Source organism: Streptomyces sp. NPDC048521 (genome assembly GCF_043199855.1).
Lineage (GTDB): Bacteria > Actinomycetota > Actinomycetes > Streptomycetales > Streptomycetaceae > Streptomyces.
In genome coordinates this window covers 1-25,824 of the sequence record NZ_JBICWR010000007.1, presented here as the reverse complement: position 1 = coordinate 25,824, position 25,824 = coordinate 1, and the positions used below count along the sequence as shown (strand labels likewise).

Below are 25,824 nucleotides of genomic sequence, written 5' to 3'. Positions count from 1 at the left end.
GACAGCCGACTACGAGGTTATACGCCCTGGCTGACAGAACTCATGTTGAAATCGGGGATCCGCAGCGCGGGCATCGCGGCCCGGGTGAACCAGTCGCTCCACTCCCGCGGCAGCGTCTTCTCCGTGCGGCCGGCCTCCGTGGCCCGGCCCAGCAGGTCCACCGGCGACTCGTTGAACCGGAAGTTGTTCACCTGCCCGGTCACCTCGCCGTCCTCCACGAGGTAGACGCCGTCCCGGGTCAGGCCGGTGAGCAGCAGCGTCGCCGGGTCGACCTCGCGGATGTACCACAGGCAGGTCAGCAGCAGCCCGCGCCCGGTGCTGGCGACCATCTCCTCCAGCGAGCGGTCGTCCCCGCCGTCCAGGATCAGGTTGCCGAGCACCGGGGCGACCGGCAGCCCGGTCAGGCCCGCGCTGTGCCGGGTGGTCGTCAGGTGCGTGAGCACCCCCTCGTCGACCCACTCGGTGGCGTGCGTCGGCAGCCCGTTGTCGAACACCGACTGGTCCCCGCCGGAGGAGTGGGCGACCACGAAGGGCGGGCACTCCAGACCGGGCTCGTTCGGGTCGCTGCGCAGGGTGAGCGGCAGCTCGGACAGCTTTTCGCCGACCCGGGTGCCGCCGCCGGGCTTGGAGAACACCGTCCGCCCCTCGGCCGCGTCCCGCCCCGAGGCCGACCACAGCTGGTAGATCAGCAGGTCCGCGACCGCGGTCGGCGGCAGCAGCGTCTCGTACCGGCCCGCGGGCAGATCCACGCGCCGCTCCGCCCAGCCGAGCCGCACGGCCAGCTCGGCGTCCATGGCGCCCGGGTCGACGTCCTTGAAGTCCCGCGTGGACCGGCCCGCCCACGCCGAGCGCGTACGGTCCGGGGACTTGGCGTTCAGCTCCAGCGTGCCGGTGGGCTGGTCGTGCCGCAGGCGCAGCCCGGTCGACGTGCCCAGGTACGTCGAGACCAGCTCGTGGTTGGCGAAGCCGTACAGCTCCCGGCCGCCCGCACGCGCGCGTGCGAAGGCGTCGCCGAGCGCCGGGGCGAAGTCGGCGAACACGGCGGAGGAGGTCTCGGCGGGGGCGTCCGTGAAGTCCGGGGACTGCGGCACACCGCCGACCAGGGGCTGCGCGTCCTCGGCGGGCCCGGCTCCGCGCGCGGCGGCCTCCGCGGCCCGCACCAGCGGCTCCAGCTCCTGCGCGGTGACCGCCGACCGCGAGACGACACCGGAGGCGGTGCCCTCCTTGCCGTCCACCGTCGCGATCACGGTGAGGGTACGGCCGCGGGTCACACCGTTCGTGGTGAGCGCGTTGCCGGCCCAGCGCAGGTTGGCGGTCGAGTGCTCGTCCGCGATGACGACACAGCCGTCGGCCCGGGACAGCGCCAGGGCCTGCTCGACGACCTCGTGCGGCTTGTTGGTGCGGGCGCTCATCGACCGGCCTCCTGCGTGGTGTTGAGGATGTTGACGCTCTTGAAGAGGGCGGAGGGGCACCCGTGCGACACGGCGGCCACCTGCCCCGGCTGTGCCTTGCCGCAGTTGAAGGCACCGCCGAGGACATAGGTCTGCGGGCCGCCGACGGCCGCCATGGACCCCCAGAAGTCGGTGGTCGTGGCCTGGTAGGCGACGTCCTTCAGCTGCCCGGTGATCCGCCCGTTCTCGATCTTGAAGAAGCGCTGACCGGTGAACTGGAAGTTGTACCGCTGCATGTCGATCGACCAGGACCGGTCGCCGACGACGTAGATGCCCCGGTCGACACCCCCGATCAGATCCTCGGTGGACAGCCCGGCGGGGTCCGGCTGCAGGGACACATTGGCCATGCGCTGCACCGGAACGTGCGCCGGCGAGTCGGCGTACGCGCACCCGTTGGACCGCTCGAACCCGGTCAGCCGGGCGATCCGCCGGTCCAGCTGGTAGCCCACCAGCGTGCCGTCCTTCACCAGGTCCCAGGACTGCGCCTCGACGCCCTCGTCGTCGTAGCCGACGGTCGCGAGGCCGTGCTCGGCGGTGCGGTCGCCGGTGACGTTCATCAGCTCGGAGCCGTACCTCAGCTTGCCCAGCTGGTCGAAGGTGGCGAAGGAGGTGCCGGCGTAGGCGGCCTCGTAGCCGAGGGCGCGGTCCAGCTCGGTGGCGTGCCCGATGGACTCGTGGATGGTCAGCCACAGGTTGGACGGGTCGACCACCAGGTCGTACAGGCCCGGCTCCACGCTCGGCGCCCGCATCTTCTCGGCCAGCAGCTCCGGCATCCGCTCCAGCTCGGCGTCCCAGTCCCAGCCGGTTCCGGTCAGGTACTCCCAGCCGCGTCCGACCGGCGGTGCGATGGTCCGCATCGAGTCGAACTCGCCGCTCGACTCGTCCACCGACACGGCCGTCAGCTGCGGATGCAGCCGCACCCGCTGCTGGGTCGTCACCGTCCCGGCGGTGTCGGCGTAGAACTTGTTCTCGTGCACCGTGAGCAGCGAGGCGTCGACGTGGTTGACGCCGTTCGCGGCCAGCAGCCGCGCGCTCCACTCCGCCAGCAGCGCGGCCTTCTCCTCGTCCGGCACCGAGAACGGGTCGATCTCGTACGACGAGATCCACGTCCGGTCCGCGTGCACCGGCTCGTCGGCCAGCTCCACGCGCTCCTCGGAGCCCGCCGCCCCGATCACCTGGGCCGAGAGCTTCGCCATCGCCACCGCCTGCGAGGCGACCCGCGCGGCGGCGTCCATGGTCAGGTCGACCCCGGACGCGAAGCCCCACGTACCGCCGTGCACGACCCGGACCGCGTACCCGAGGTCGGTGGTGTCCGACGACCCCGCGGGCTTGGCGTCCCGCAGCCGCCAGGAGGCGCTGCGCACCCGCTCGAACCGGAAGTCCGCGTGCTCGGCCCCCAGCGCACGCGCGCGTGCGAGCGCGGCGTCGGCGAGGGCCCGTAGGGGAAGTGCCGTGAAGGCTTCGTCGATGGAATGAGGCACCGAGGTCTCCCTGCTGTCGTGGCCTGTCGGCTCCGATCATGTCGCGGGACCGGCCCTGCGGACCACACCTTTCGTTCGCCCGGACCGGCCCGTTCTGTAGGGACCCGACAGCGGCCGCCCCCCGCCACTGTCGGTGCCCGATTGCCCACGGCAGGGGCGCTACCGATAGGTTTTCGATGAAGCCGCCTGCCATCCAGGTGTTCGGGCGGGTTGTCCGACCGCATCAGACCGCTATCGAAAGGGTGATCCGTTGAGCCGCTCGGTTCTCGTCACCGGAGGCAACCGGGGCATCGGCCTCGCCATCGCCCGCGCATTCGCCGACGCCGGCGACAAGGTCGCGATCACGTACCGCTCGGGTGAGCCGCCGGCCGGCTTCCTCGCCGTCAAGTGCGACATCACCGACCCGGAGCAGGTGGAGCAGGCCTACAAGGAGATCGAGGACCAGCACGGTCCGGTCGAGGTCCTGATCGCCAACGCCGGCGTCACCAAGGACCAGCTCCTGATGCGCATGTCCGAGGAGGACTTCACCTCGGTCATCGACACCAACCTCACCGGCACCTTCCGCGTCGTCAAGCGCGCCAACCGCGGCATGCTGCGCGCCAAGAAGGGCCGCGTCATCCTGATCTCGTCCGTGGTCGGCCTGCTCGGCTCGGCGGGTCAGGCCAACTACGCCGCATCCAAGGCCGCCCTGGTCGGCTTCGCGCGCTCCCTCGCCCGTGAGCTGGGCTCGCGCAACCTCACCTTCAACGTCGTCGCGCCCGGCTTCGTCGACACCGACATGACCAAGGCGCTCACCGACGAGCAGCGCCACAACATCGTGTCCCAGGTGCCGCTCGGTCGTTATGCGCAGCCGGAGGAGATCGCCGCGACGGTGCGGTTCCTCGCCTCGGACGACGCCTCGTACATCACTGGAGCCGTCATCCCCGTTGACGGCGGACTGGGAATGGGTCACTGATCACCATGAGCGGAATCCTCGAGGGCAAGCGCATCCTGATCACGGGTGTGCTGATGGAGTCCTCCATCGCCTTCCACGTCGCCAAGCTCGCCCAGGAGCAGGGCGCCGAGATCATTCTGACCGCCTTCCCGCGGCCCACGCTGACCGAGCGCATCGCCAAGAAGCTGCCGAAGCCGACCAAGGTCATCGAGCTGGACGTGACGAACGAGGAGCACCTCGGGCGGCTGGCCGACGTCGTCGGCGAGGAGCTGGGCGGTCTCGACGGCATCGTCCACTCCATCGGTTTCGCCCCGCAGGACGCGCTCGGCGGCAACTTCCTCAACACGCCGTTCGAGTCGGTCGCCACCGCCATGCACGTCTCGGCGTTCTCCCTCAAGTCGCTGACCATGGCCTGCCTGCCGCTGATGCAGAACGGCGGCTCGGTCGTCGGCCTCACCTTCGACGCCCAGTACGCCTGGCCGCAGTACGACTGGATGGGCCCGGCCAAGGCCGCCCTGGAGGCCACCAACCGCTACATGGCGCGCGACCTGGGCAAGCAGAACATCCGCTGCAACCTCATCTCCGCGGGCCCGATCGGCTCCATGGCCGCCAAGTCCATCCCGGGCTTCAGCGAGCTGGCCTCCGTCTGGGACACCCGCTCGCCGCTGGAGTGGGACCTGAAGGACCCGGAGCCGGCCGGCAAGGGCGTCGTCGCCCTGCTGAGCGACTGGTTCCCGAAGACCACGGGCGAGATCATCCACGTCGACGGTGGTCTGCACGCCATCGGCGCGTGACCTTCCCCTGACGCCGGCGCCCCGTTCCCCGCAGCACGCGAGGGCGGGGCGTCACTCGTTCGGCGTACCCGATCGGGCAGGGCGAGGAGCCGACCGCGCACCCTGGATTACGCGGCACCTCGCGATTCCCTCCGCAGCCCGGGCGAGGAGGTCCCCTTGTGCGCCTGTCCCGCAGCCTGGCCCCGGTGACCGTGGCCCTGGCCCTCGTGCTCTGCCTGCCGTACGACGCGATGTCGCACGTCCGCGCGGGTGACGGAAAGCCGCCCGCGCCGAGACTGTTCGGCGCCGCCTGCCGCACGACCGTCAGCGGCTCCCATGTGGTGGCCTACTGCCACAATCCCTATGTCGACACGGACCGCGTGCGGCTGCACATCGAGTGCGCCCGCTGGTGGGACATCGACACCGACAGCGCTCCGGTGGACGCCGGGCCCGCCATGACCGTACGGCTCACCGGCCGGTGCTGGAAGGACGTCGCATCGGCCTGGGTCAGCCACCAGAAGGCGCGCTGAACCGGTCCGGCCGGCACAGGAACGGATAGCTCGCCGCCTCGGCCGCTGCCGCCGCCGCGTCCCCGGCGCGGATCGCGTCCACCAGCCGCGTGTGGTCCATGCACGTCTCCGGCGTCAGCTCCGCGCCCACGTCCGCGCGCAGCCAGTCCCGCAGCACCTCCGACAGGTCGGCGTACATCGCCGTCATGACGTCGTTGTGGGAGGCGGCCACGACGGCCAGGTGGAAGGTCGCGTCGACCGTCACGAAGGCTTCCGCCTCGCCCGTCTCCCAGGCCTCCTCGCGCCGTACCAGCAGCGCGTCGAGCTGCTTGAGGTCCCGCTCGGTACGGCGCTCGGCGGCCAGCTTCGCCGCCGCCGACTCCAGGGTGGAGCGCAGCTCGGCGACGTGCCGCGGGTCGGCGTCGGCGAAACGGCGGTGCATCACGCCGGCCAGTTCGCTCGTCGCCACGACATAGGTGCCGGAGCCCTGGCGGATGTCCAGCAGACCGTTGTGCGCGAGCGCGCGGACCGCCTCGCGGACGGTGTTGCGGGCGACACCGAGCTGCTCGACCAGCTCCGGTTCGGTCGGAATGCGCGAGCCCACCGGCCACTCGCCGGAGGTGATCTGATTGCGCAGTTCGGCGATGACCTGCTCGGACAGCGCCGAACGGCGCGGGTGGCTCAGGGGCATGGCACACCTTCGCACGACGGGCCCGGGCCTGGACGTCCCGGGAATGGACAGCCAATCATCCCATGATTCTATGATGTGTGTCATGGCTAGTGAGGAAACCCGGACAGTGGAGACCCGTACGGCGATGTCACCGACCGAACGCGGTACGGCCGCCGCGGCGAGCACGCCCGAGACGCCGCCCGGCGCGGGCCGCACGCGCGCGTGGGCGACCCGGCTGGTCGTCGTCGGCATCATGCTGTCCGCGCTGAACCTCCGCCCGGCCATCACGAGCCTCGGCGCGCTCCTGGAGGAGGTCCGCGACGGGCTCGGCATGAGCGGCGGCGTGGCCGGCCTGCTCACCTCCGTGCCCCCGCTGTGCTTCGCGGTCTTCGGCGTCACCGCGCCCCGCCTGGCCCGCCGGTTCGGACCGTCCGCCGTGGTGTGCGCCGGCATGGCCGCCATCGCCGCGGGCCTGCTGATACGCCCGTACGTCGGCGGCACGGCCGGATTCCTGGCCGCCAGCGCACTCGCCCTGATGGGCATCGCCGTCAGCAACGTCCTGATGCCGGTCATCGTCAAGCGCTGGTTCCCCGACCGGGTCGGCTCCATGACCGGCCTGTACTCGATGGCCCTCGCCCTCGGCACCTCCCTCGCCGCCGCGGTGACCGTCCCCCTGACCGACGCGCTGGGCGGCAGCTGGCAGTCCGGTCTCGCCGTCTGGGCGAGCATCGCCGCGGCCGCCGTACTGCCGTGGCTGCCACTCGTGCGCGACCGCGGCGACGCACCCGCCCAGCAGCGGGAGCAGGCGCGCGGCACGGCGGAACAGCAGGCCCCGCTGCGCATCACCCGGAGCCGCACCGCATGGGCGCTCGCCGTCTTCTTCGGCCTCCAGGCCACCGCCGCCTACATCACCATGGGCTGGATGCCGCAGATCTTCCGGGACGCCGGGGTCCCGGCGGGCACCGCGGGCGTCCTGCTCGCCGTCACCATGGTGATGGGCGTGCCGCTGGCCTTCGTCATCCCGCGGGTCGCCACCCGGCTGCCCCACCAGGGGCCGATCGCGCTGGTGCTGGGCGTCTGCGGCCTCGCCGGATACGCCGGCCTGTACGTCGCGCCGGCCGGCGGCGCCTGGGCCTGGGCCCTGCTGCTGGGCGTCTCCAACTGCGCCTTCCCACTGGCGCTGACGATGGTCGGCATGCGGGCCCGCAGCGGCCCGGGCGTGGCCCAGCTGTCCGCCTTCGCGCAGAGCACCGGCTACCTGATCTCCATTCCCGGCCCGCTGCTGGTCGGCGTGCTCTACCAGCACAGCGGCGGCTGGGGGCTGCCGATCGCCCTCATGGCGGGCCTGATGGTGCCGCAGATCCTGGTCGGCCTTCTGGCGGGCCGCGACCGCACGGTCGAGGACGAGGCGGCCGCGGCCTGACCGGCCGACCCCGGCGGAGCCCTGTGGACGAAGGGTGCGAGACTGGGCGCATGCAGCCTGTGCTCGACCCGAACCCGCAGAACGGCCAGAAGAAGATGCTGCTCGTCTTCGGCTCGTTCTTCGCCATCTTCGTGATCATCGCCGTCATCGCGATCATCGCGTCCCCCTGACGGCCCCCACCCGCAGGCGGACGGTGGGGCTGGCCCCCCATCCCCTAGGGGGTCAGGGTCAGGGTCAAGTGGGTGGACTTCCGGATGGGTTGGCGGCCCCCCGGTCCGTAGCTTCGAGATGTGACCGCACGAGGCGGTCACGGACCCGCTCGAAGACCCACGGAGGCGATCATGCCGGCCCGCACCCACTCCCGGCCCCACCCGGCGACCACGGGCGGCGTCGACATCCGGCTGCCCTGGTGGGCCCTCGCCCTGCCCGCGCTCGCGTTCGTCGCGCTGCTCGCTCTGATACTGAGCCCCTCGGACGCCCACGCGGCGAGCGGCGACCCGGCGATCACCCGCCTTTTCGAGCGCGCCCAGCAGTTCCTCGCGCGCTGACGGGGAGCCCCTTCACGGGGTGAATCCGCATGTCAACTCCCTGCGCCGCATGGCCTGTTTCATGCGAAGCTGGATCTCATGAGCGCCGCTGAACCTCGCAGGATCGTCCTCTTCCGGCATGCGAAAGCCGACTGGCCCCAGGTGTCCGACCATGAGCGACCGCTCGCCGAGCGGGGCCGCAAGGACGCCGCAGTCGCCGGACGCAAGCTGGCCGACACCGGCATCACCTTCGACCAGGCCCTGTGCTCCACCGCGACCCGGACCCGCGAGACCTGGAAGCTCGCCGTCCACGAACTGGCGCACCGGCCGAAAACCGTCTACGAGGAGCGGGTCTACGAAGCCTCGCCCGGCGAGCTGATCGCCGTGCTCAACGAGATCCCGGACGACGTGCGGAACGTGATCCTGATCGGCCACAACCCGGGCGTGCACGGACTGGCCGACATCCTGGCCGGCCAGTCGGAGGGCGACGCCCTCGATCGGATGAACCGCCGCGGCTTCCCCGCCGCCGCCTTCGCCCTGCTGTCCTTCGAGGGCCCCTGGAAGGGCCTGGAGCCGGGTGTGGCCACGCTCACCGACTACTGGGCACCCTCCGAGTGACGGCACGCACGGCGGAGGGCCCGCCACCGCAGCGGTGCCGGGCCCTCGCCGTGTCCGCGTACCGAGGGATCAGCCCTCGTCGTGCGTGTCGGCCGCCTCGACCTCTTCACGGGTGACGCCGAGGAGGTACAGGACCGTGTCGAGGAAGGGAAAGTTCACCGCCGTGTGCGCCGCCTCACGGACCACGGGCTTGGCGTTGAAGGCGACGCCGAGACCGGCCGCGTTCAGCATGTCCAGATCGTTGGCACCGTCACCGATCGCCACCGTCTGCGACAGCGGCACCCCGGCCTCCGCCGCGAACCGGCGCAGCAGCCGCGCCTTGCCCGCGCGGTCCACGATCTCACCGGTGACCCGGCCGGTCAGCTTGCCGTCGACGATCTCCAACGTGTTGGCCTGGGCGAAGTCGAGCCCCAGCCGCTCCCGCAGATCGTCCGTGACCTGGGTGAAGCCACCGGAGACGACACCCACCTGGTAGCCCAGCCGCTTCAGGGTGCGGATCAGGGTACGGGCGCCCGGGGTCAGCCGGACCTCGTTGCGCACCTTCTCCACGACCGAGGCGTCCAGCCCCTTCAGCAGGGCCACGCGCGCGTGCAGCGACTGCTCGAAGTCCAGCTCCCCCCGCATCGCCGCCGCCGTCACCTCGGCGACCTCGTCCTCGCAGCCGGCGTGCGCGGCGAACAGCTCGATGACCTCGTCCTGGATGAGTGTCGAGTCCACGTCCATGACCACCAGCCGCTGGGCGCGCCGGTGCAGGCCCGCCGAGACGACCGCGACGTCGACACCCAGTGCCGCCGCGTCCGAGGCCAGGGCCGTGCGCAGCGGCTCGGTCTCCACGCCGGAGACGGCGAACTCGACCGCCGTCACCGGGTACTTGGCGAGCCGGAAGATACGGTCGATGTTGCCGCCGGCCTTCGCGATCCGGGCGGCGATGGCGGCCGTCGACTCGGCGGTGAGCGGATGCCCGAGAACGGTCACCAGGGACCGGCCGAGGCCGCGCGGACGGTTGTCGCCGTGCCCCGAGATGATCTCCGCCTGCATCTTCATCGACTCGGCCCAGCTGTGCACGGTGGCCCGCAGGTCACCCTCGAGAGCGGCCGGCGGCTGGGTGACCAGCGCGCACAGCACCAGGCGGCCCCGGGTCACGACCTGCTCGATGTCGACCACGTCGACGAAGTAGGCGGCGAGGGTGTCGAAGAGGCCCGCCGTGATGCCCGGCCTGTCCTTGCCGAAGATCTTGACGAGGAGAGTGGGGACCTCGGGGGTCTGCGAAGCGGAGGTCTGCGAAGCGCTCATGGTGTCACCACCGTATCCGGCACCCAGTGCCTCCCGCCGCCGAGGTCCGCCTGACGGACATGGAACAATGGGTGACGGGCCGGTGCCGGGAATCTTGCCGCCGGGAGACGCGCACCCACGCGCCCGACCCGTACCGCCTTGCTCCACCACGACTGTGCCACGGGACGCACCGGAAGGCAGGTCCAGGGAGCCGACCGGGAGGGCCCCGCGAAGAGGCCTGACCCGGAGAAGGCCCCTGAACACGATCACCGACTCACTTCAGCGCGCGGCGGCTCCGCCCATGGTGTCTGCGCTTTCCCTGCCGTGTGGTGGCTTCGCTCAGCGTGTCTGCGTTTTCTCTGCCGTGTGGTGGCTCCGCCGATGATGTTCCCGCTTTGCCCCCGTGCGGTGGCTCCGCCGATGGTGTTTGCGCTTCGCCCGCCGTGCGGCGGCTTCGCCCGCGGCGCTTCCGTCTCACCCGCCGTGCTTCGGCCGCCCCGGTGGAGGCGGTGGAGGCGGTGGAGGCGGTGGAGGCGGTGGAGGCGGGGGCGGTGGCCACGCGGAGTCGTCCGAGCCCGGCGGGTGATCGCCTGAGCGAGGCGCGGGACGCTTCCGCGGTGGCGGGGGAGTCGAGCCGAGCGGCCCCGCGATGGTGGGGGCGCCGTACACGTCGTCCCCGGCGGAGGTGGGGGCGCCGTACACGTCGTCCCCGGCGGCGGACGGCGACGTGTCCCGTGGCTCCTCCGGCACCTGGAGGTAGGGATTGGTACCGGGATTCGGCGGCCGGTAGGGCCGACCCGGCGCATAGGGCCCGGCACTCGCACCACCGGCCCCAGAGGCCACGCCGCCCACGCCTCCACCCCCGCCCCCGGCCTCCACCGGGTACCCCGAGCCCTCAGCCCGGCCCCCTTCCCGCTCCCGCTCCGGTGCGGCCCCCGCCCCGCTCCCGGCCGCCCACACCGCTCGTGTCCCGGCCGTTCCGGTCGCCCAGGCCGCCAGTGCTCCCGTGGCTCCCGCTGCCGCACCCCACACGGCGCCCAGCAGCAGGGCCGTGCCGAGGTGGCCGTGCAGGTCGACGCCCGCGCCGAAGGCGTCGAAGCCGAGGACGGACAGGGAGGCGTCCACGGACACGTCCGTCAGCCAGGCGAGCAGGGGCAGGGCGAGCGCGGTCGTGATCCCCAGCCGCACCGCGCACCGGCCGGCCAGGCCGAGGGCGCTGTCGGCGGACCGGACCACGGGCGTCCGTACCGCCGTCACCACCCCGGCCAGCAGCATCGTCAGCGCGGCCGCCACCGCCAGCAGCCACACCCGTCCGTCCAGCTCGGCCAGCCGGCCCAGCGTCACGGGCTGGTCGGACCGCCCGCTGAGGAGCTGGTCCAGCGGATGGGGGAGCAGCGTGCCGAGGACGCCGGTGGCCCGGCCGTCCCAGGGGACGAACAGACCGAGCGGGAGGCCGAGCCACACCCCGTTCGGCGCGCCGAGCAGGGCCGCGCCGGCGATCCGCCGCGGGTGGTCGTCGCCGATCGCCGCGTATCCCGCCGCCGCCAGCCCGGCCGTCACGGCCAGCAGCAGTACGGCGACGAGCGCGGACGCGGCCGGCCGGACCACCCGGTGCACGACGGCCCAGCCGGGCGGCAGCGGAGCACGGCGGGCGGCGAGCAGCGCGATCACCAGGACGCCGGCGCACCAGCCGAGTCCGCCGAGGAGCGTGGCCGAGGTGTCCACGGTGAAACCGACCGCCGCCTTGGCGTCGATCAGGTCACCGATCCGGTCCGGGAGCAACCCGCCCACGTCCCCGAGGCCGGGGATGCTCAGCCCGCCGTCGCCCTCGCCGCTCCCGCCCGGCAGCCGGTCCAGGCCGAGCGAGCCGCCGTCGATGGTGATGACGTCGTGCCCCGCCCACGCCAGGCCACCGAGCATGGCCACGAAGAGCACGACCACCGTGCCCGCGCGCGCGAGGAGTTCGGCGGGCGCGATCACAACTCCGGCCGTACGCAGGGACCGTAGGAAGAACCACGACAGCAGCAGCGCGCCGACCAGGCTGACCCCGAGTGGCGTGATCTCGATGGTGGTGTGGGCCTCGGCGCCTTTCAGTCCGAAGGCGGACACATCGCCCGACGGTGCGACCGAACCACCGGCCCCGAGCGCCACAACGGCCGCCGTCATGGGCCCCAGTGAGCCCGACGCGTCGGCCCGCAACAGGTGCAGACCGAGCGCGGCGGTACCCGCCATGCCGATCAACGCCCAGCTCACCGCGGCGGTCGCGGACAGCACCATGTCCGTCCAGGGCAACCTCGTACCGTGGCGCGCGGTCCCGACGCCCGTGGCAGCGCTCATGGCAGACCCCCCGATCCGCGGCGCGGCACCGCAGCCGCGCTTGTCCCCCTCGCGGGGGATTACCACTCTCCGGCCCGGTTTCAACCCCGTCAACGGGGCGAGTTGAAGCGCGTACCGGCGCCCTTGGAAAGGCCCGGGTTTCGGTCAGAGGGCCGAGCCTGAAATAGTTCCCCACGATGTTCGACATCCCTAGACTCCCTGCGACGGGGGTAACTCGGGGGACAACTCAGTGGGGCATGGAGTGCCGGAACTCGTACTGGAATCAAATGGACGGACCTGGACGCTCGACCCGTCCAGGCCCTACACCCTGGGCCGCGATCCGCAGGGTGACATCGTCTTCGACGACGCCAGGGTCTCCTGGCGGCATGCCACGGTCAGCTTCAACGGCCGCAGTTGGGTCATCGAGGACCACGGCAGCACCAACGGCACGTTCGTGCAGGGCCGGCGGATCCAGCACATGGAGCTCGGCCCCGGCTCGTCGCTGAACCTGGGCAACGCGACGGACGGTCCGCTGTTGAACCTGTCCGCGGCCGCGACCCCGGTCGGCGGCCCGGGCCCGCAGCCGCAGGCGGCGGCGCCGTACGCGGCCCAGGGCGCCGGCGCGCCCGGCTGGGCCCAGCAGCAGGTCGCGCCGCAGCCGGCCGTGCCGCACCAGGCACCCGCACACCAGGCACCCGCACACCAGGCACCCGTGCACCAGGCGCCGCAGCCCGGCTGGCAGCAGCCGCAGCAGGCAACCGCGTTCCCGCAGCAGGCCGGTCCCGCCGATCAGTACGTGCAGAAGACGCCCGGTGGTGGCGCGGGGGCGCCGCCGGTCTACGGCGACCGCAGCCCGACCACGTTCCACCAGTTCGCGCTCGGTCGCGTGATGCGCATCGGTCGTGCCCTGGAGAACGACCTGGTCGTCTCCGACCTGCAGGTCTCCCGGCACCACGCCGAGTTCCACGCCACGCCCGACGGCCGCTTCGAGATCCGTGACCTCGGCTCGCACAACGGCACCTACGTCAACGGCCAGCCGATCGCCAAGGGCGGCTCGGCGCTGCTCGGCCCGAGCGACATCGTCGGCGTCGGCCACTCCACCTTCCGGATCGTCGGCGACCGGCTCGAGGAGTTCGTCGACACCGGTGAGGTCTCCTTCTCCGCACGCCATCTGACCGTCACGGTCGACGGCGGCAAGCAGATCCTGAAGGACGTCTCCTTCGGTGTCCCGGAGAAGTCGCTGATCGCGGTGATCGGCCCGTCCGGTTCCGGCAAGTCGACCCTGCTCAAGGCGCTCACCGGCTACCGGCCCGCAAACCAGGGCGAGGTCCTCTACGACAACCGGAACCTGTACAAGCAGTTCGCCGAGCTGCGCCAGCGCATCGGACTGGTCCCGCAGGACGACATCCTGCACAAGGAGCTGACCGTCAAGAAGGCCCTGAAGTACGCGGCCAAACTGCGCTTCCCGGCCGACACCACCGCCCAGGAGCGCGACGCCCGCATCGACGAGGTGCTGCGCGAGCTGAAGCTGGACATCCACAAGGACAAGAAGGTCACGTCCCTGTCCGGCGGCCAGCGCAAGCGCGTCTCGGTGGCCCTGGAGCTGCTGACCAAGCCGTCGCTGATCTTCCTGGACGAGCCGACCTCCGGCCTCGACCCGGGCATGGACCGCGACGTCATGCAGTTGCTGCGCGGCCTCGCCGACGACGGCCGTACGGTCCTGGTCGTCACCCACTCGGTGGCCGAGCTGGCGCTGTGCGACAAGCTGCTGGTCATGGCGCCCGGCGGTGCGGTCGCCTACTTCGGTCCGCCGGAGGAGGCGCTGAACTTCTTCGGCTACGACAGCTGGGCCGACGTCTTCTCCGCCTTCGAGAACTACCGCGACTACGACTGGGCAGGTCGCTGGAAGGGCTCGCAGCACTACCAGATGTACGCCGCGGACATCGACGCGGTCGCCCCGCAGTCCGTACACATGCCCCCGCCGCAGGCCATCAGGCCGCCCAAGCCGCAGGGCTGGGGCTCGCAGCTGATGACCCTGATCCGGCGCTACGTGGCGGTCATCGCCTCGGACAAGGGCTTCCTGGCGCTGACGGTGATCCTGCCGGCGGTGCTCGGCGCGGTCAGCCTGCTGATCGACTCCGACAAGGGCCTGCTGGTGAACCCGGTCAACCAGAAGACCGGCGTGCCCGTCCCGAACGGCACGGCGACCACCGTGCTGCTGATCCTCGCCGTCGGCGCGTGCTTCGCGGGTGCCGCGAACTCCGTCCGTGAGCTGATCAAGGAACGGGTCATCTACGAGCGGGAGCGTGCGACCGGCCTGTCCCGCTCTGCGTACCTGATGTCCAAGGTGGTCGTGCTCGGCGCCATCACGGTGCTGCAGGGCCTGATGGTCGGCCTGATCGGCTTCTCCAGCCGCGAGATCCCCGACGAGGGGCTCGTGCTGGGCGGCTCCACCCTCTTCGAGCTGTGCCTGCCGATCATGGCGCTGGGCTTCACCTCGATGATGTTCGGCCTGGTGATCTCCTCGCTGGTGAAGACCGCCGAGAAGACCATGCCGCTGCTGGTGATGTTCGCGATCATCCAGGTCGTCTTCACCGGCTGCCTCTTCACCCTGCACGGCACGCTCGGCGTGAACGAGTTCTCGTACCTGATGCCGTCCCGCTGGGCGGTGGCCGCGGCCGGCACCACGCTGGACTTCAACAACATCGCGCCGAACACCGACGACCCGACCAGCACCGACCCGCTGTGGGACCACGCGGCCTCGGCCTGGGGTCTGGACATGGTCGCGCTGATCGCGCTCGGTGTGGTCTGCGGCTTCTTCGTGGCCCGCTTCCTGCGCCGCCACGAGCCGGAGGTCATGCGGAAGTAACCGCACGCGACGCGAAGGGCGGCACCCCACCGGGGGGTGCCGCCCTTCCGCGTTACGTCAGAGGTCCGCGCCGACCTCAGTACGCGCTGTTGACGTTGTCGATCGAGCCGTACCGGTCGGCCGCGTAGTTGGCGGCGGCGGTGATGTTGGCGACCGGGTCGTAGATGTTCCACGAGGTCCCGGGGACGTGGTACGTCTTGAACGTCGGCGGGATGACCTGCAGCAGGCCCTTCGACGGAATGCCGTTGATCGCGTTGATGTCCCAGTTGTTGATGGCCTGGGGGTTGCCGGAGGACTCACGCATGATGTTCTTGTGCAGGCCGTGGTAGCTGCCGGGGATGCCCTTGGCCTTCATGATGTCCAGGGCCTCGCGGATCCAGCCGTCCAGGTTGTTCGCGTACGTCTTGGCGGCGACCGGCTGCATCGCGACACGCTGCGCGGAACGGCTCGCGGCGGCCTTGACGGCGCGCTCCTGCGCGGCCTTCTTGGCGGCGGCGGCCAGGGCGGCCTTCTGCTTCGCGGCGGCCTCGGCGGCCTTCTGCGCGGCGGCCTTCTTGGCGGCGGCCTGGTCCGCGGCCTTCTTCTGCGCCGCGAAGGTGTCGAGCTTGACCGTCTCGGTGGCGAGCTGGTCGGTCACCGTGCCCTTGACGTTCTGCAAGGCGGTGCCGGCGGCGACCTGGGCGGTCGTGGCCGGGGCGCCGGTGGTGACGGTCTCGGCGCTGCTGGGGACGGCCGAGAAGGCGAGGGCGGCGGTGCCGAAGGCAGCGACACCGGCGACGGCGATCTTGTGCTGCTTGGTCAGGGCACGACTATAAGATCGGTTGAGGATGTTCTTGGGCATGGCTGATGGACCTCTTCGTGTAGCGCGGAGGTCGCTCCTGCGTCCGCCGGGGGAATCGGCTCCTCCCGCACGAACGCCGAGGGCCGGAACCCACGGCGTCTGAGCGACGAGAGCAATTCTTAGCTGGCGCAAAATGCGCAGGCAAAGGTGTGACGTACTATCCCCGATAGTGGATCAGGGAAGGGCAAAACGGGACAGACAGGGCCGTCTTTCCCGTTCATGCGGGGCTGGTTTATCTCCTATGCCCTTTCGTACGTGATGTGCGCCCTATGCGCGGGCTCACATCGGACACACAGCGGTCTCACCGCCAGTTGCCGTAGCAATGCTCTGGGTGAGGGCTCTTAGCCGCTCGGGCGCGATGCTCGTCGCCGACTCGTGCCACCGGCAGAGCCCGCGCATCCTCACCCCACAGGCACGGCCGGTCGCAGCCCGTCCGGCGACCGACTCCGGCATCGGCAGACGCGGGGCCTCCGGCTCGTGCGGTCCCCACCACCCGCACCCCGCGCTCGGGCGTGACCACCAGATCCGCCGCCCTCCGGCCGCCCGCACCACACCGTCCGACCCCCACGGCCCGCCCGCTCGTCGTCCCCACGGCGATCACGGGGCCGCCCGCCCGTCTCCCGCCACCACGTGCCGGGGATGTGCTCCGCGCCTTTCCCGATCGGCCCGCACCACACCGTCCGGTCCCACCGCCGACTCCACGCCCCCCCCGCGCGCTCAGCGGCTCCTGCGGCAGCGGTCGGGCTCCGCCCGCCACCCCACCTCCCTCCGCGCATGCCCGCCCGCACGCGCGCGCGTAGTGTCCGCCCGTCCGGTTCCCGCAGCTCCACCACCCACCGCCCGTCGCTCCCGCGCGCGGGCAGGTGCACCACCACACACGCGCCCGCGGCGACCGGCAGGTCCGTCCGCATGTCGCCCGGAGCGACCCATCGGACACGCGGCCCCGGCCCGCCACCGAGAGCGCGGCGGAGAGCCGGCCGACGGCCACCTTCGTCGCGCCGTACGCACCCCACGTCCGGTACACCTCCACCGCTGCGTCCGAACCCACGGCGCCACCCCGTCCGCCTCGGAAGCGGGCCGTGGGGCGGGGGGTCCCTTCGGTGTACGCCGTGCGCCCGGGACAGGGGGACCTACACCACCCGCCCTAGGCCCAGCGGCCCAGTCCCCGCCGCCACAGGTCCGATCCTCGGTGTCACACCCCGCCGGTACCGTGAGGACATGAGTCAAGGCCCCCGGTCCGGCCTCGCCGCGGTCAGTTCCGCGCTGCTGGCCATGAGCAGGCATCTGGAGGTGCGCGACGTCCTCAAGACGATCGTCGCCTCCGCCCGCGAGCTGCTCCACGCGCAGTACGCCGCCCTCGGCGTGCCCGACGACCACGGCGGCTTCTCCCAGTTCGTCGTGGACGGTGTCAGCGACGCCCAGTGGAAGGCCATCGGCCCGCTGCCCCGCCAGCACGGCATCCTCGCCGCGATGCTGCACGACGCGCGCCCCGAGCGCCTCGCCGACGTGCGCAAGGACCCCCGCTTCGAGGGCTGGCCGTCCGCCCACCCCGACCTGGCCGACTTCCTGGGCCTGCCGATTCGCGACGGCGACGAGGTCCTCGGCGCGCTGTTCCTCGCCAACAAGGACTGCGCCAAGCCGAAAGGCAGTTGCGGCTTCACGGAGGAGGACGAGGAACTGCTCGCCATCCTCGCGCAGCACGCCGCCATCGCCCTCACCAACGCCCGCCTGTACGAGCGCAGCCGCGAGCTGACCATCGCCGAGGAACGCTCCCGCCTCGCCCATGAACTGCACGACGCGGTCAGCCAGAAGCTGTTCTCCCTGCGGCTGACCGCTCAGGCGGCGGCCGCCCTCGTCGACCGCGACCCCGCCCGCGCCAAGGGCGAACTCCACCAGGTGGCCGCGCTCGCCGCCGAGGCCGCCGACGAACTGCGCGCCGCCGTGGTGGAGCTGCGGCCCGCCGCCCTGGACGAGGACGGCCTGATCGCCACCCTGCGCACCCAGATACAGGTCCTCGACCGCGCCCACACCGCGCGTGTGACCTTCACCAGCAACGGCTTCCGCGCCCTGCCCGCCGCCCAGGAGGAGGCCGTGCTGCGAGTCGCCCAGGAGGCCCTGCACAACGCCCTGCGCCACTCCGGCGCTCCACACGTCGACGTGAGCGTGCAGCGGCGCGGCGGCGGGGCCGTCCTGCGCGTCACCGACGACGGCAGCGGCTTCGACCCGAAGACGGTCCGCCGCGCCGGACGCCACCTGGGCCTGGTCTCCATGCGGGACCGGGCGAGCGGGGTCGGCGGCACGCTGACCGTGGAATCGGCGCCCGGCAAGGGCACCACGATCGAGATGGAGGTCCCCGGTGGGTGAAGCGATCAAGGTGCTGCTGGTCGACGACCACCAGGTCGTCCGCAGGGGCCTGCGCACCTTCCTGGAGGTGCAGGACGACATAGAGGTGGTCGGTGAGGCCGCCGACGGCGCCGAGGGAGTCGACCGCGCCGAGGAACTGCGTCCCGACGTCGTCCTCATGGACGTCAAGATGCCGGGCATGGACGGCATCGACGCCCTGCGCAAGCTCCGCGAACTCGACAACCCCGCACGCGTGCTGATCGTCACCAGCTTCACCGAGCAGCGCACGGTCGTCCCCGCCCTGCGCGCGGGCGCCGCCGGGTACGTCTACAAGGACGTGGACCCCGACGCCCTCGCCGGCGCCATCCGCTCCGTGCACGCCGGCCACGTCCTGCTCCAGCCCGAGGTCGCCGGCGCCCTGCTCTCCCAGGAGGAGGGCAACACCGGCCACGGCAGAGGGGGTTCGCTCACCGAGCGGGAGCGCGAGGTGCTCGGTCTGATCGCGGACGGCCGCTCCAACCGGGAGATAGCCCGTGCCCTCGTCCTGTCCGAGAAGACCGTCAAGACGCACGTCTCCAACATCCTGATGAAACTCGACCTCGCCGACCGCACACAGGCCGCGCTGTGGGCCGTACGCCACGGTGTGACCAGCTGAGACGCTCTGCGCAGGGATTCACTCACGGCAAGGCGGAGGGTTCCGTTCCGGACTGAGATTCATACCGTCGTGGGAATGTCACCCGGATGGCGCATCCTCCGGCGATCTCCGCCGTTCTCCAGTGCGTGCCGCGGCGAACCGCCGTGGTGAACGCCTAGGAGGGGTTGAACGTGAAGAACCTGAAGAAGGCAGCGGCCGTGACGATGCTGGCCGGTGGCCTGGTGGCCGCCGGTGCGGGGATGGCCTCCGCCACGGACGGTGCCTGGGCCGGCGGTGAGGCCCACGGCTCCCCGGGTGTCGTCTCCGGCAACGTCGTCCAGGCCCCGGTGCACATCCCGGTGAACGCGGTCGGCAACAGCGTGAACGTCATCGGTGTGCTGAACCCGGCCTTCGGCAACCTCGGCCTCAACCACTGAGGTCCCCTCTCGGCGCCGGTCGGGCGGGGAACAGCCCGTCCGGCGCACGAGGCGAGGCGGCCCAGGGCCGATGCGGGGGCCTGGGAGCGGCAGCTGCCCGCTACGCCCACGGCAGCACCGGGACCGGACGGCCGACGCTCACCGCACTCCCCGCTCCCGCTCCTCCACGACGGCGTTGTACGCCGCCACCTGCGCCCGTCGAGCCGTCCGCTCGACCGGCCGCAACGCCTCGGACCGCGCGGCCATCTCGGCGGAGCTGACCGCACCCCCGTGCCCGCGGTCGTACGCCAGTGACACCAGCAGCGCCATCCGCTGCGCCAGCTCCAACACCCGCACCGCGCGCGGTGGGTATCCCGGCGCCAGCACCTCCCGCCCCCGCTCGGCCCGCGCCCGGTACGCGTCGATCGCCGCCTCCGCCACCGGACCCGACCCGGCGACATCCAGCTTCGACAGCACCTCGGTCGCCTCCCGCAGCGCCTGCGCCAGCTCCCGTTCCGCCTCGCCCAGCGAGGGCACATCGGCCGGCGGCGCCTCCCGCACCGGCAGCACATGCCAGACCACCTCGGCATGCACATCACCCTCGGGCCCGGCCTCGTACACCTCCGGCACCAGCCCGAACGCGGCGCCGTGGCAGACCACCGCCTCCTCGGCCTCCAGCGCCCGAGCGTTGAACTCCGGCGGCCCGCTCAGCCCCAGCGGATGACCGGGCGCCGGCAGCGCGACCCGCAGACCGGCCACCCCCAGCGCCCGCAACCGGCCCAGCGCCAGCGTGAGCCCGACCGGCGCCGACTCACCCGGCAGCCCCTCCACCCGGTGCACCGCGTCCTCGCCGACGATGGCGAGTACGGCGTCATCCGGAGAGACAAGTCCGGCCAAAAGGGCATTTCCCCAAGCGGCAAGGCGTCCTGAGCGCGGTTCCGAGAGCATGCCCCCACCCTAAGGACCGGACCGATGGAATGGAGCGGGGCACTCGTGGCGTAGATTTCATAAGGGCTGCGCCACCGGCGCGGCGGACCGAGCCACAGGCGTACGCGACAGCCGAGACCGGCCACACTGCAAGGGGAGACAACGCGCTCATGAGCGATGTTCTGGAGCTTCAGGACGTATCCGTGGTCCGCGAGGGCCGGGCTCTGGTGGACCAGGTCTCCTGGTCGGTGAAGGAGGGCGAGCGCTGGGTCATCCTCGGCCCCAACGGCGCCGGCAAGACCACCCTCCTGAACGTCGCCTCCAGCTACCTCTACCCCAGCAAGGGCAACGCCACCATCCTCGGCGAGACCCTCGGCAAGCCCGGCACCGACGTCTTCGAGCTGCGCCCCCGCATCGGCATGGCCGGCATCGCCCTGGCCGACAAGCTCCCCAAGCGCCAGACGGTCCTGCAGACGGTCCTCACCGCCGCCTACGGCATGACCGCCGGCTGGCAGGAGGAGTACGAGGACGTCGACGAGCAGCGCGCCCGCGCCTTCCTCGACCGCCTCGGCATGAGCGAGTACCTCGACCGGAAGTTCGGCACCCTCTCCGAGGGCGAGCGCAAGCGCACCCTGATCGCCCGCGCCCTGATGACCGACCCCGAGCTGCTCCTCCTCGACGAGCCCGCCGCCGGCCTCGACCTCGGTGGCCGCGAGGACCTCGTCCGGCGCCTCGGCCGGCTCGCCCGCGATCCCATCGCCCCCTCGATGATCATGGTCACGCACCACGTCGAGGAGATCGCCCCCGGCTTCACCCACGTCCTCATGATCCGCCAGGGCAAGGTCCTCGCCGCGGGCCCCATCGAACTCGAACTGACCTCCCGCAACCTCTCCCTCTGCTTCGGCCTCCCGCTCGTCGTCGAGCAGGTCGGCGACCGCTGGACCGCCCAGGGCCTGCCCCTGTCCTGACCCGGCCCGAGCCGCCCCGCTCCCTTTCGCGCCCTGTCCGCCGCCCGACCGCGGTCCTACCATGACCATGTGAACGACATCGACGCATGGGTGTGGTGGCTCGTCGGCGCGGCGGCGCTCGGAATCCCGCTCGTGGTCACCGCGATGCCGGAGTTCGGCATGCTCGCGGTGGGAGCCGTCGCGGCCGCGGTCGCCGCCGGCCTGGGCTTCGACGCCGTGATCCAGGTCCTCGTGTTCGTCGTCGTCTCCGTCGCCCTCATCGCCGTCGTCCGGCCCATCGCGGCCCGCCACGGCAACCAACGACCCCGACTCGCCACCGGCGTCGAGGCGTTGAAGGGAAAGCAGGCCGTCGTACTCGAGCGGGTCGACGGCTCCGGCGGCCGTATCAAACTCGCCGGAGAGGTCTGGTCCGCCCGCGCCCTGGACACCGGCCGCGCCTACGAAGTCGGCCAGGAGGTGGACGTCGTGGACATCGAAGGGGCCACCGCGATCGTCATCTGAGGGATACGGCCCACGTCTTGGGCGACTGTCTGTCAGACTCGACCAGCAAGATCTTCTACAACCACGAGATCTGCCCAAGGTGCCGAGGCGGAGAGGGGTACGGGGAACACGATGGAACCGGTCATCATCGTACTGATCATTCTGGTGGTGTTGGTCTTCATCGCCCTGATCAAGACCATCCAGGTCATCCCACAGGCCAGCGCCGCCATCGTCGAGCGCTTCGGCCGCTACACACGGACACTGAACGCGGGCCTGAACATCGTGGTCCCGTTCATCGACACCATCCGCAACCGCATCGACCTGCGCGAACAGGTCGTGCCTTTCCCGCCCCAGCCGGTGATCACCCAGGACAACCTGGTCGTGAACATCGACACCGTCATCTACTACCAGGTGACCGACGCACGGGCTGCCACCTACGAAGTCGCCAGCTACATCCAGGCCATCGAGCAGCTCACCGTCACCACGCTGCGCAACATCATCGGCGGCATGGACCTCGAGCGCACCCTGACCTCCCGCGAAGAGATCAACGCGGCCCTGCGCGGCGTCCTCGACGAGGCCACCGGCAAGTGGGGCATCCGCGTCAACCGCGTCGAACTCAAGGCCATCGAACCGCCCACGTCCATTCAGGACTCGATGGAGAAGCAGATGCGCGCCGACCGTGACAAGCGCGCCGCGATCCTCACCGCCGAAGGTACGCGCCAGGCGGCCATCCTCACCGCCGAGGGCGAGAAGCAGTCCCAGATCCTGCGCGCCGAGGGTGAGGCCAAGGCGGCGGCCCTGCGCGCCGAGGGTGAGGCGCAAGCGGTCCGCACGGTCTTCGAGGCCATCCACGCCGGCGACCCGGACCAGAAGCTCCTGTCCTACCAGTACCTGCAGATGCTGCCGAAGATCGCCGAAGGCGACGCCAACAAGCTCTGGATCGTCCCCAGCGAGATCGGCGACGCCCTCAAGGGCCTCTCCGGCGCGATGGGCAACTTCGGCCCGATGGGCGGCGGTTCGGGCAACAACGGCTCCTCGGGCAACGGGGGTTCCGGATCGGAACGCCGCGAGAAGCCGCAGATCGACTGACAGGCCATCACGGCGCCAGGTCATCCCGCGCCCCTGCCCAAGGGGCGCGGGGATCTGCGCGAGCAGCCCAGGACAACGCGCAGCCGTCGAGGAACAGTTCCCGGCAGCAGCCTAAGCCGCTTCCCCAGCGAGCCACTCGGGAAGCGCGGCGAAATCCTCCTGGCCCAGAGCCAGGAGCATCGCATCAGCCGGAGTCGGCTCGAAAGGCTCCCGCAGCAGAGCCATACCCGCCTCCTCCGGCGTCCGGTTCGCCTTCCGGTGATTGTCCTCCGCGCACGCGGCCACCGTGTTCAGCCACGTGTCCTGCCCACCCTGCGACCGCGGCAGCACATGGTCCACGGTCGTCGCCCTGCGCCCGCAGTACGCGCACCGGTGCCGGTCCCGGACCAGCACACCCCGCCTCGACCACGGCGCTTGTCTTCGGAACGGCACCCGTACGTATCTGCACAGCCTGATCACCCGGGGCGCGGGTATGTCCACATCGGCACCGCGCATACGCAGTTCGGGATGGGCCTGCTCGACGACGGCCTTGTCCTGGAGCACCAGGACAACGGCTCGGTTCAAAGTCACCGTCGACAGCGGCTCGAAGCTCGCGTTCAGCACCAGCGTGTCACGCATCCAGCCCACCTCCCGTGTGCACCTGCCCACCCCCGGCGGGCTTGGATCAACTCTGGACGGGCGCGCCGAGATGGACAACGCAATAAAAACTGCCCGCCTCTGATCACTTCCAAGACCAGAGGCGGGCAAACGTTCAATGAACCCTCGGCTGAATCCGCGCGCCGCGGTCAGCCTTTCGCGGGGTTCTCGTACTCACCGATGAGCTGGGCGCGCGCGATCGTGTGGAACCGCAGGTTGAAACCGACGACAGCCGGCGAGGCGTCCGCGTCCGGACCGAGCTTCTCCTGGTCCACGGCGTACACCGTGAAGACATACCGGTGCGGCCCGTCCCCGGGCGGCGGAGCGGCACCGCCGAAGTCCTTCGTCCCGTAGTCGTTCCGCGCGTGCACGGCCCCCTCGGGCAGCCCCTCGAACTTTCCGCCGCCCGCGCCCGCCGGCAACTCCGTCACCGAGGCCGGGATGTCGAACAGAACCCAGTGCCAGAACCCGCTGCCGGTCGGCGCGTCGGGGTCGTAGCAGGTCACGGCGAAGCTCTTGGTCTCCGCGGGGAAACCCTCCCACCGCAGATGGGGCGAGGTGTTGCCCTCCGCGTGGACCTGGTCGCTCTTGAGCGTCCCACCCTCCTCGATGTGCTCGCTCGTCACCGTGAACGACGGCACGGGCGGATGGAAGTCGTGGGGGAGCGGCCGCCGCTTGAGCTCGGTCACCTGGGTACCTCCTGATCGATGACGGGAACCAGCAGTACCCGAGCCTAGAACCAGTTGCGCTTGCTGCCGACCTCGGACAGCCACTGGTTGAGGTAAGCCGCCCAGTCGGTCCCCTGGAAGTCGTTCAGACCCACTTGGAAGGACCGGAAGGTGTCCGAGCCCTCGCTGAACAGACCCGGCTTCTTGTCCATCTCCAGCACGACGTCCATGGCGTGCTCGTCGGCGACGAAGCTCAGCTCCACCTGGTTCAGGCCCCGGTACTGCGACGGAGGGAAGAACTCGATCTCCTGGTAGAACGGCAGCTTCTGCCGCGTACCCCGGATGTGGCCGCGCTCCATGTCCGCGTTCTTGAAGCGGAAGCCCAGCTGGATGAACGCGTCGAGGATCGCCTTCTGCGCCGGCAGCGGGTGCACGTTGATCGGGTCCAGGTCACCGGAGTCCACGGCCCGCGCGATCTCCAGCTCGGTCGTCACACCGATGTTCATCCCGCGCAGCGCCTGCCCGTCGATCATCGTGATCGGCGTCTCCCAGGGGATCTCCAGCCCGAACGGCACCGCGTGCACGGCACCGGCCTGCAGCTCGAAGGCGCCACCGAGCCGCACCTTCGTGAACTCGATGTCCTGCTTGTACTCCTGGTCGCCGCTCTCCACCTCGACCTTGGCCTGCAAGCCCACGGACAGACCCTCGATCTGCTGGTTCACGGACCCGCCCTGGATCCGCACCTCACCCTGGACGACACCACCGGGGACGACGTTGACCTCCGTCAGCACCGTCTCGACGGAGGCGCCACCGGCCCCGAGGCTCGCGAGCAGCTTCTTGAACGCCATGACTCTCCCTTTGCGAATGGACCCTCGACCCGTACAAACGCGATCCGCCCCCGGCCGGTTCCGCCGGCAGGGTGACCCGTCTGGACTACCCTCGGACGGCATGATCGCGCCCCCGGACCGTACGCCACTGCCCCGAGACTTCTTCGACCGCCCGGTCCTGGAGGTCGCCCCCGACCTCCTCGGGCGCATCCTGGTCCGGACGACCCCCGACGGCCCGATCGCCCTCCGTCTCACGGAGGTCGAGGCGTACGACGGCCCCAACGACCCCGGCTCCCACGCTTACCGAGGCCCTACGGCCCGCAACGCCGTGATGTTCGGTCCGCCCGGACACGTGTACGTCTACTTCACCTACGGCATGTGGCACTGCATGAATCTCGTCTGCGGTCCGGAGGGCAGGGCGAGCGCCGTCCTGCTCCGCGCCGGGGAGGTCGTTGAAGGCGCCGAGCTGGCTCGCAAGCGTCGTCTTTCGGCCCGCAATGACAAGGAACTGGCCAAGGGCCCGGCCCGGCTGGCCACGGCCCTGGAGGTCGACCGGGCTCTGGACGGCACGGACGCGTGCACCTCAGGGGAGACACCGCTGAGGATGCTGACCGGCACCCCCGTCCCCTCCGACCAGGTACGCAGCGGCCCACGCACCGGGGTGGCCGGCGACGGCGGGAGCGGCGACCTCCATCCCTGGCGCTTCTGGGTGGCCGACGACCCGACGGTGAGCCCCTACCGAGCGCACGTGCCGAGGCGCCGACGAAGTTGACGCGCCCCCCGAAGGTGCGTAACGTATCCCGAGCCGCTGAACCGGGTACGGCGATCGCCTGCAGCCGGAGCGGCCAACCCACTACCTAGCTCCAACCCCTCAAAGGGGTCGATTCTGGCGCGCTCGCGTGCCCGAATTCGAACTCGCGAGACTCGATTATGAGTCGCCGAGGAAATCGGCTAACGTAGTGAATGTCGAAAGGCCGACGGGCGAAAGCCCAAAGCCCCGAGACAATCCCGCCGACCGGGAATCGGACGCCGAAAGGATCTGATAGAGTCGGAAACACCGAAGGGAAGCGCCCGGAGGAAAGCCCGAGAGGGTGAGTACGAAGGAAGCGACCGTTCCTTGAGAACTCAACAGCGTGCCAAAAGTCAACGCCA

25 protein-coding genes are annotated in these 25,824 nt (G+C 71.0%); 15 read left to right on the top strand and 10 right to left on the bottom strand.

What is annotated here, in order from left to right; translation table 11 throughout:
* Positions 1-17 precede the first annotated feature (17 nt).
* Both ACGFRF_RS18070 and ACGFRF_RS18065 read right to left on the bottom strand, forming a co-directional pair.
* Positions 18-1,412, bottom strand: a complete 1,395-nt coding sequence (locus ACGFRF_RS18070; protein WP_393740941.1) for a metallopeptidase TldD-related protein — start codon at positions 1,410-1,412, stop codon at positions 18-20.
* On the bottom strand, positions 1,409-2,932 hold the full coding sequence (locus ACGFRF_RS18065) for a TldD/PmbA family protein (protein ID WP_393740939.1): 1,524 nt from the start codon (positions 2,930-2,932) through the stop codon (positions 1,409-1,411). Before ACGFRF_RS18065 ends, ACGFRF_RS18070 begins: the two co-directional genes overlap by 4 nt.
* A gap of 250 nt (positions 2,933-3,182) precedes the next feature.
* Here ACGFRF_RS18065 and fabG point away from each other — a divergent pair, with 250 nt between their 5' ends.
* The 3 genes from fabG (at position 3,183) to ACGFRF_RS18050 (ending at position 5,169) form a co-directional block, all read left to right on the top strand.
* On the top strand, positions 3,183-3,887 hold the full coding sequence (fabG, locus tag ACGFRF_RS18060) for a 3-oxoacyl-[acyl-carrier-protein] reductase (RefSeq protein WP_393740938.1): 705 nt from the start codon (positions 3,183-3,185) through the stop codon (positions 3,885-3,887).
* A gap of 5 nt (positions 3,888-3,892) precedes the next feature.
* Complete coding sequence (gene fabI / locus ACGFRF_RS18055) at positions 3,893-4,660, top strand: enoyl-ACP reductase FabI (protein ID WP_393740936.1); 768 nt, start codon at positions 3,893-3,895, stop codon at positions 4,658-4,660.
* Positions 4,661-4,818: 158 nt separating this feature from the next.
* Positions 4,819-5,169 (top strand): hypothetical protein, encoded by a 351-nt coding sequence (locus ACGFRF_RS18050; protein ID WP_393740934.1) that lies wholly within the window; start codon positions 4,819-4,821, stop codon positions 5,167-5,169.
* Here ACGFRF_RS18050 and ACGFRF_RS18045 read toward each other — a convergent pair.
* On the bottom strand, positions 5,147-5,839 hold the full coding sequence (locus ACGFRF_RS18045; RefSeq protein ID WP_393740932.1) for a FadR/GntR family transcriptional regulator: 693 nt from the start codon (positions 5,837-5,839) through the stop codon (positions 5,147-5,149). The two genes, ACGFRF_RS18050 and ACGFRF_RS18045, sit on opposite strands and share 23 nt — an antisense overlap.
* A gap of 70 nt (positions 5,840-5,909) precedes the next feature.
* Here ACGFRF_RS18045 and ACGFRF_RS18040 point away from each other — a divergent pair, with 70 nt between their 5' ends.
* The 4 genes from ACGFRF_RS18040 (at position 5,910) to ACGFRF_RS18025 (ending at position 8,386) form a co-directional block, all read left to right on the top strand.
* Entirely contained in the window at positions 5,910-7,241 is a 1,332-nt protein-coding gene (locus ACGFRF_RS18040) for a CynX/NimT family MFS transporter (protein ID WP_393740930.1), read from the top strand.
* A 50-nt stretch (positions 7,242-7,291) separates the two neighbouring features.
* Positions 7,292-7,411 (top strand): SGM_5486 family transporter-associated protein, encoded by a 120-nt coding sequence (locus ACGFRF_RS18035; protein ID WP_356823294.1) that lies wholly within the window; start codon positions 7,292-7,294, stop codon positions 7,409-7,411.
* Between the two features lie 171 nt (positions 7,412-7,582).
* Positions 7,583-7,789, top strand: a complete 207-nt coding sequence (locus ACGFRF_RS18030; RefSeq protein WP_393740927.1) for a hypothetical protein — start codon at positions 7,583-7,585, stop codon at positions 7,787-7,789.
* Positions 7,790-7,867: 78 nt separating this feature from the next.
* Positions 7,868-8,386 carry a SixA phosphatase family protein gene (locus ACGFRF_RS18025; protein WP_393740926.1) on the top strand — a complete coding sequence of 173 codons (519 nt, stop codon included), beginning with the start codon at positions 7,868-7,870 and terminating at the stop codon, positions 8,384-8,386.
* A gap of 69 nt (positions 8,387-8,455) precedes the next feature.
* Here the strand turns inward: ACGFRF_RS18025 and serB are convergent, their stop codons facing one another.
* Together serB and ACGFRF_RS18015 are read right to left on the bottom strand one after the other, a co-directional pair.
* Positions 8,456-9,679, bottom strand: coding sequence for a phosphoserine phosphatase SerB (gene serB / locus ACGFRF_RS18020; RefSeq protein ID WP_393740924.1), 1,224 nt, complete (start codon positions 9,677-9,679; stop codon positions 8,456-8,458).
* 453 nt (positions 9,680-10,132) lie between these two features.
* Positions 10,133-11,995 (bottom strand): streptophobe family protein, encoded by a 1,863-nt coding sequence (locus tag ACGFRF_RS18015; RefSeq protein ID WP_393740922.1) that lies wholly within the window; start codon positions 11,993-11,995, stop codon positions 10,133-10,135.
* A 241-nt stretch (positions 11,996-12,236) separates the two neighbouring features.
* On the opposite strand from ACGFRF_RS18015, the gene ACGFRF_RS18010 reads away from it, so the two are divergent.
* Positions 12,237-14,843: an FHA domain-containing protein gene (locus ACGFRF_RS18010; RefSeq protein WP_393740920.1), complete on the top strand. Its 2,607-nt coding sequence runs from the start codon at positions 12,237-12,239 to the stop codon at positions 14,841-14,843.
* 76 nt (positions 14,844-14,919) lie between these two features.
* Here the strand turns inward: ACGFRF_RS18010 and ACGFRF_RS18005 are convergent, their stop codons facing one another.
* Positions 14,920-15,684, bottom strand: a complete 765-nt coding sequence (locus ACGFRF_RS18005) for a transglycosylase SLT domain-containing protein (protein WP_393740918.1) — start codon at positions 15,682-15,684, stop codon at positions 14,920-14,922.
* A 1,218-nt stretch (positions 15,685-16,902) separates the two neighbouring features.
* On the opposite strand from ACGFRF_RS18005, the gene ACGFRF_RS18000 reads away from it, so the two are divergent.
* From ACGFRF_RS18000 to chpE, 3 genes are all read left to right on the top strand, one after another.
* A complete protein-coding gene (locus ACGFRF_RS18000) occupies positions 16,903-18,048 on the top strand; it encodes a GAF domain-containing sensor histidine kinase (RefSeq protein ID WP_393740916.1) in 1,146 nt (381 codons plus the stop codon).
* On the top strand, positions 18,041-18,682 hold the full coding sequence (locus ACGFRF_RS17995) for a response regulator (protein WP_393740914.1): 642 nt from the start codon (positions 18,041-18,043) through the stop codon (positions 18,680-18,682). The genes ACGFRF_RS18000 and ACGFRF_RS17995 overlap by 8 nt, the downstream gene beginning before the upstream one ends.
* 170 nt (positions 18,683-18,852) lie before the next feature.
* Complete coding sequence (gene chpE, locus ACGFRF_RS17990; protein ID WP_393740912.1) at positions 18,853-19,098, top strand: chaplin ChpE; 246 nt, start codon at positions 18,853-18,855, stop codon at positions 19,096-19,098.
* A gap of 138 nt (positions 19,099-19,236) precedes the next feature.
* Here the strand turns inward: chpE and ACGFRF_RS17985 are convergent, their stop codons facing one another.
* A complete protein-coding gene (locus ACGFRF_RS17985) occupies positions 19,237-20,025 on the bottom strand; it encodes a hypothetical protein (RefSeq protein ID WP_393740910.1) in 789 nt (262 codons plus the stop codon).
* Between the two features lie 149 nt (positions 20,026-20,174).
* Here ACGFRF_RS17985 and ACGFRF_RS17980 point away from each other — a divergent pair, with 149 nt between their 5' ends.
* The 3 genes from ACGFRF_RS17980 (at position 20,175) to ACGFRF_RS17970 (ending at position 22,541) form a co-directional block, all read left to right on the top strand.
* A complete protein-coding gene (locus ACGFRF_RS17980) occupies positions 20,175-20,972 on the top strand; it encodes an ABC transporter ATP-binding protein (protein ID WP_393740908.1) in 798 nt (265 codons plus the stop codon).
* Between the two features lie 69 nt (positions 20,973-21,041).
* Positions 21,042-21,473, top strand: coding sequence for an NfeD family protein (locus ACGFRF_RS17975; RefSeq protein ID WP_393740906.1), 432 nt, complete (start codon positions 21,042-21,044; stop codon positions 21,471-21,473).
* 111 nt (positions 21,474-21,584) lie between these two features.
* Positions 21,585-22,541 (top strand): SPFH domain-containing protein, encoded by a 957-nt coding sequence (locus tag ACGFRF_RS17970; RefSeq protein WP_393740904.1) that lies wholly within the window; start codon positions 21,585-21,587, stop codon positions 22,539-22,541.
* 111 nt (positions 22,542-22,652) lie between these two features.
* Here the strand turns inward: ACGFRF_RS17970 and ACGFRF_RS17965 are convergent, their stop codons facing one another.
* The 3 genes from ACGFRF_RS17965 to ACGFRF_RS17955 form a co-directional block, all read right to left on the bottom strand.
* The gene (locus ACGFRF_RS17965; protein WP_393740902.1) at positions 22,653-23,159 is read right to left on the bottom strand and encodes an HNH endonuclease; all 507 of its coding nucleotides are present in this window, start codon (positions 23,157-23,159) and stop codon (positions 22,653-22,655) included.
* Positions 23,160-23,326: 167 nt separating this feature from the next.
* On the bottom strand, positions 23,327-23,866 hold the full coding sequence (locus ACGFRF_RS17960) for a YbhB/YbcL family Raf kinase inhibitor-like protein (protein ID WP_393740900.1): 540 nt from the start codon (positions 23,864-23,866) through the stop codon (positions 23,327-23,329).
* A gap of 44 nt (positions 23,867-23,910) precedes the next feature.
* On the bottom strand, positions 23,911-24,693 hold the full coding sequence (locus ACGFRF_RS17955) for a sporulation protein (RefSeq protein WP_393740898.1): 783 nt from the start codon (positions 24,691-24,693) through the stop codon (positions 23,911-23,913).
* Between the two features lie 100 nt (positions 24,694-24,793).
* Between ACGFRF_RS17955 and ACGFRF_RS17950 the strand changes: the two genes are divergently transcribed.
* On the top strand, positions 24,794-25,444 hold the full coding sequence (locus tag ACGFRF_RS17950; protein WP_393740896.1) for a DNA-3-methyladenine glycosylase: 651 nt from the start codon (positions 24,794-24,796) through the stop codon (positions 25,442-25,444).
* The last annotated feature ends 380 nt before the right edge of the window (positions 25,445-25,824 follow it).

What these genes read in the sequence shown, in the direction of transcription:
- ACGFRF_RS17985 (WP_393740910.1), bottom strand. Translation starts at nt 20,025, where the DNA reads ATGCTCTCGGAACCGCGCTCAGGACGCCTTGCCGCTTGGGGAAATGCC.
- serB (WP_393740924.1), bottom strand. Translation starts at nt 9,679, where the DNA reads ATGAGCGCTTCGCAGACCTCCGCTTCGCAGACCCCCGAGGTCCCCACT.
- ACGFRF_RS18005 (WP_393740918.1), bottom strand. Translation starts at nt 15,684, where the DNA reads ATGCCCAAGAACATCCTCAACCGATCTTATAGTCGTGCCCTGACCAAG.
- ACGFRF_RS18045 (WP_393740932.1), bottom strand. Translation starts at nt 5,839, where the DNA reads ATGCCCCTGAGCCACCCGCGCCGTTCGGCGCTGTCCGAGCAGGTCATC.
- ACGFRF_RS17965 (WP_393740902.1), bottom strand. Translation starts at nt 23,159, where the DNA reads ATGCGTGACACGCTGGTGCTGAACGCGAGCTTCGAGCCGCTGTCGACG.
- ACGFRF_RS18040 (WP_393740930.1), top strand. Translation starts at nt 5,910, where the DNA reads ATGATGTGTGTCATGGCTAGTGAGGAAACCCGGACAGTGGAGACCCGT.
- ACGFRF_RS18035 (WP_356823294.1), top strand. Translation starts at nt 7,292, where the DNA reads ATGCAGCCTGTGCTCGACCCGAACCCGCAGAACGGCCAGAAGAAGATG.
- ACGFRF_RS18015 (WP_393740922.1), bottom strand. Translation starts at nt 11,995, where the DNA reads ATGAGCGCTGCCACGGGCGTCGGGACCGCGCGCCACGGTACGAGGTTG.
- ACGFRF_RS18030 (WP_393740927.1), top strand. Translation starts at nt 7,583, where the DNA reads ATGCCGGCCCGCACCCACTCCCGGCCCCACCCGGCGACCACGGGCGGC.
- ACGFRF_RS17980 (WP_393740908.1), top strand. Translation starts at nt 20,175, where the DNA reads ATGAGCGATGTTCTGGAGCTTCAGGACGTATCCGTGGTCCGCGAGGGC.
- ACGFRF_RS18070 (WP_393740941.1), bottom strand. Translation starts at nt 1,412, where the DNA reads ATGAGCGCCCGCACCAACAAGCCGCACGAGGTCGTCGAGCAGGCCCTG.
- ACGFRF_RS18000 (WP_393740916.1), top strand. Translation starts at nt 16,903, where the DNA reads ATGAGTCAAGGCCCCCGGTCCGGCCTCGCCGCGGTCAGTTCCGCGCTG.
- ACGFRF_RS17970 (WP_393740904.1), top strand. Translation starts at nt 21,585, where the DNA reads ATGGAACCGGTCATCATCGTACTGATCATTCTGGTGGTGTTGGTCTTC.
- ACGFRF_RS18025 (WP_393740926.1), top strand. Translation starts at nt 7,868, where the DNA reads ATGAGCGCCGCTGAACCTCGCAGGATCGTCCTCTTCCGGCATGCGAAA.
- fabI (WP_393740936.1), top strand. Translation starts at nt 3,893, where the DNA reads ATGAGCGGAATCCTCGAGGGCAAGCGCATCCTGATCACGGGTGTGCTG.
- ACGFRF_RS17950 (WP_393740896.1), top strand. Translation starts at nt 24,794, where the DNA reads ATGATCGCGCCCCCGGACCGTACGCCACTGCCCCGAGACTTCTTCGAC.
- ACGFRF_RS17955 (WP_393740898.1), bottom strand. Translation starts at nt 24,693, where the DNA reads ATGGCGTTCAAGAAGCTGCTCGCGAGCCTCGGGGCCGGTGGCGCCTCC.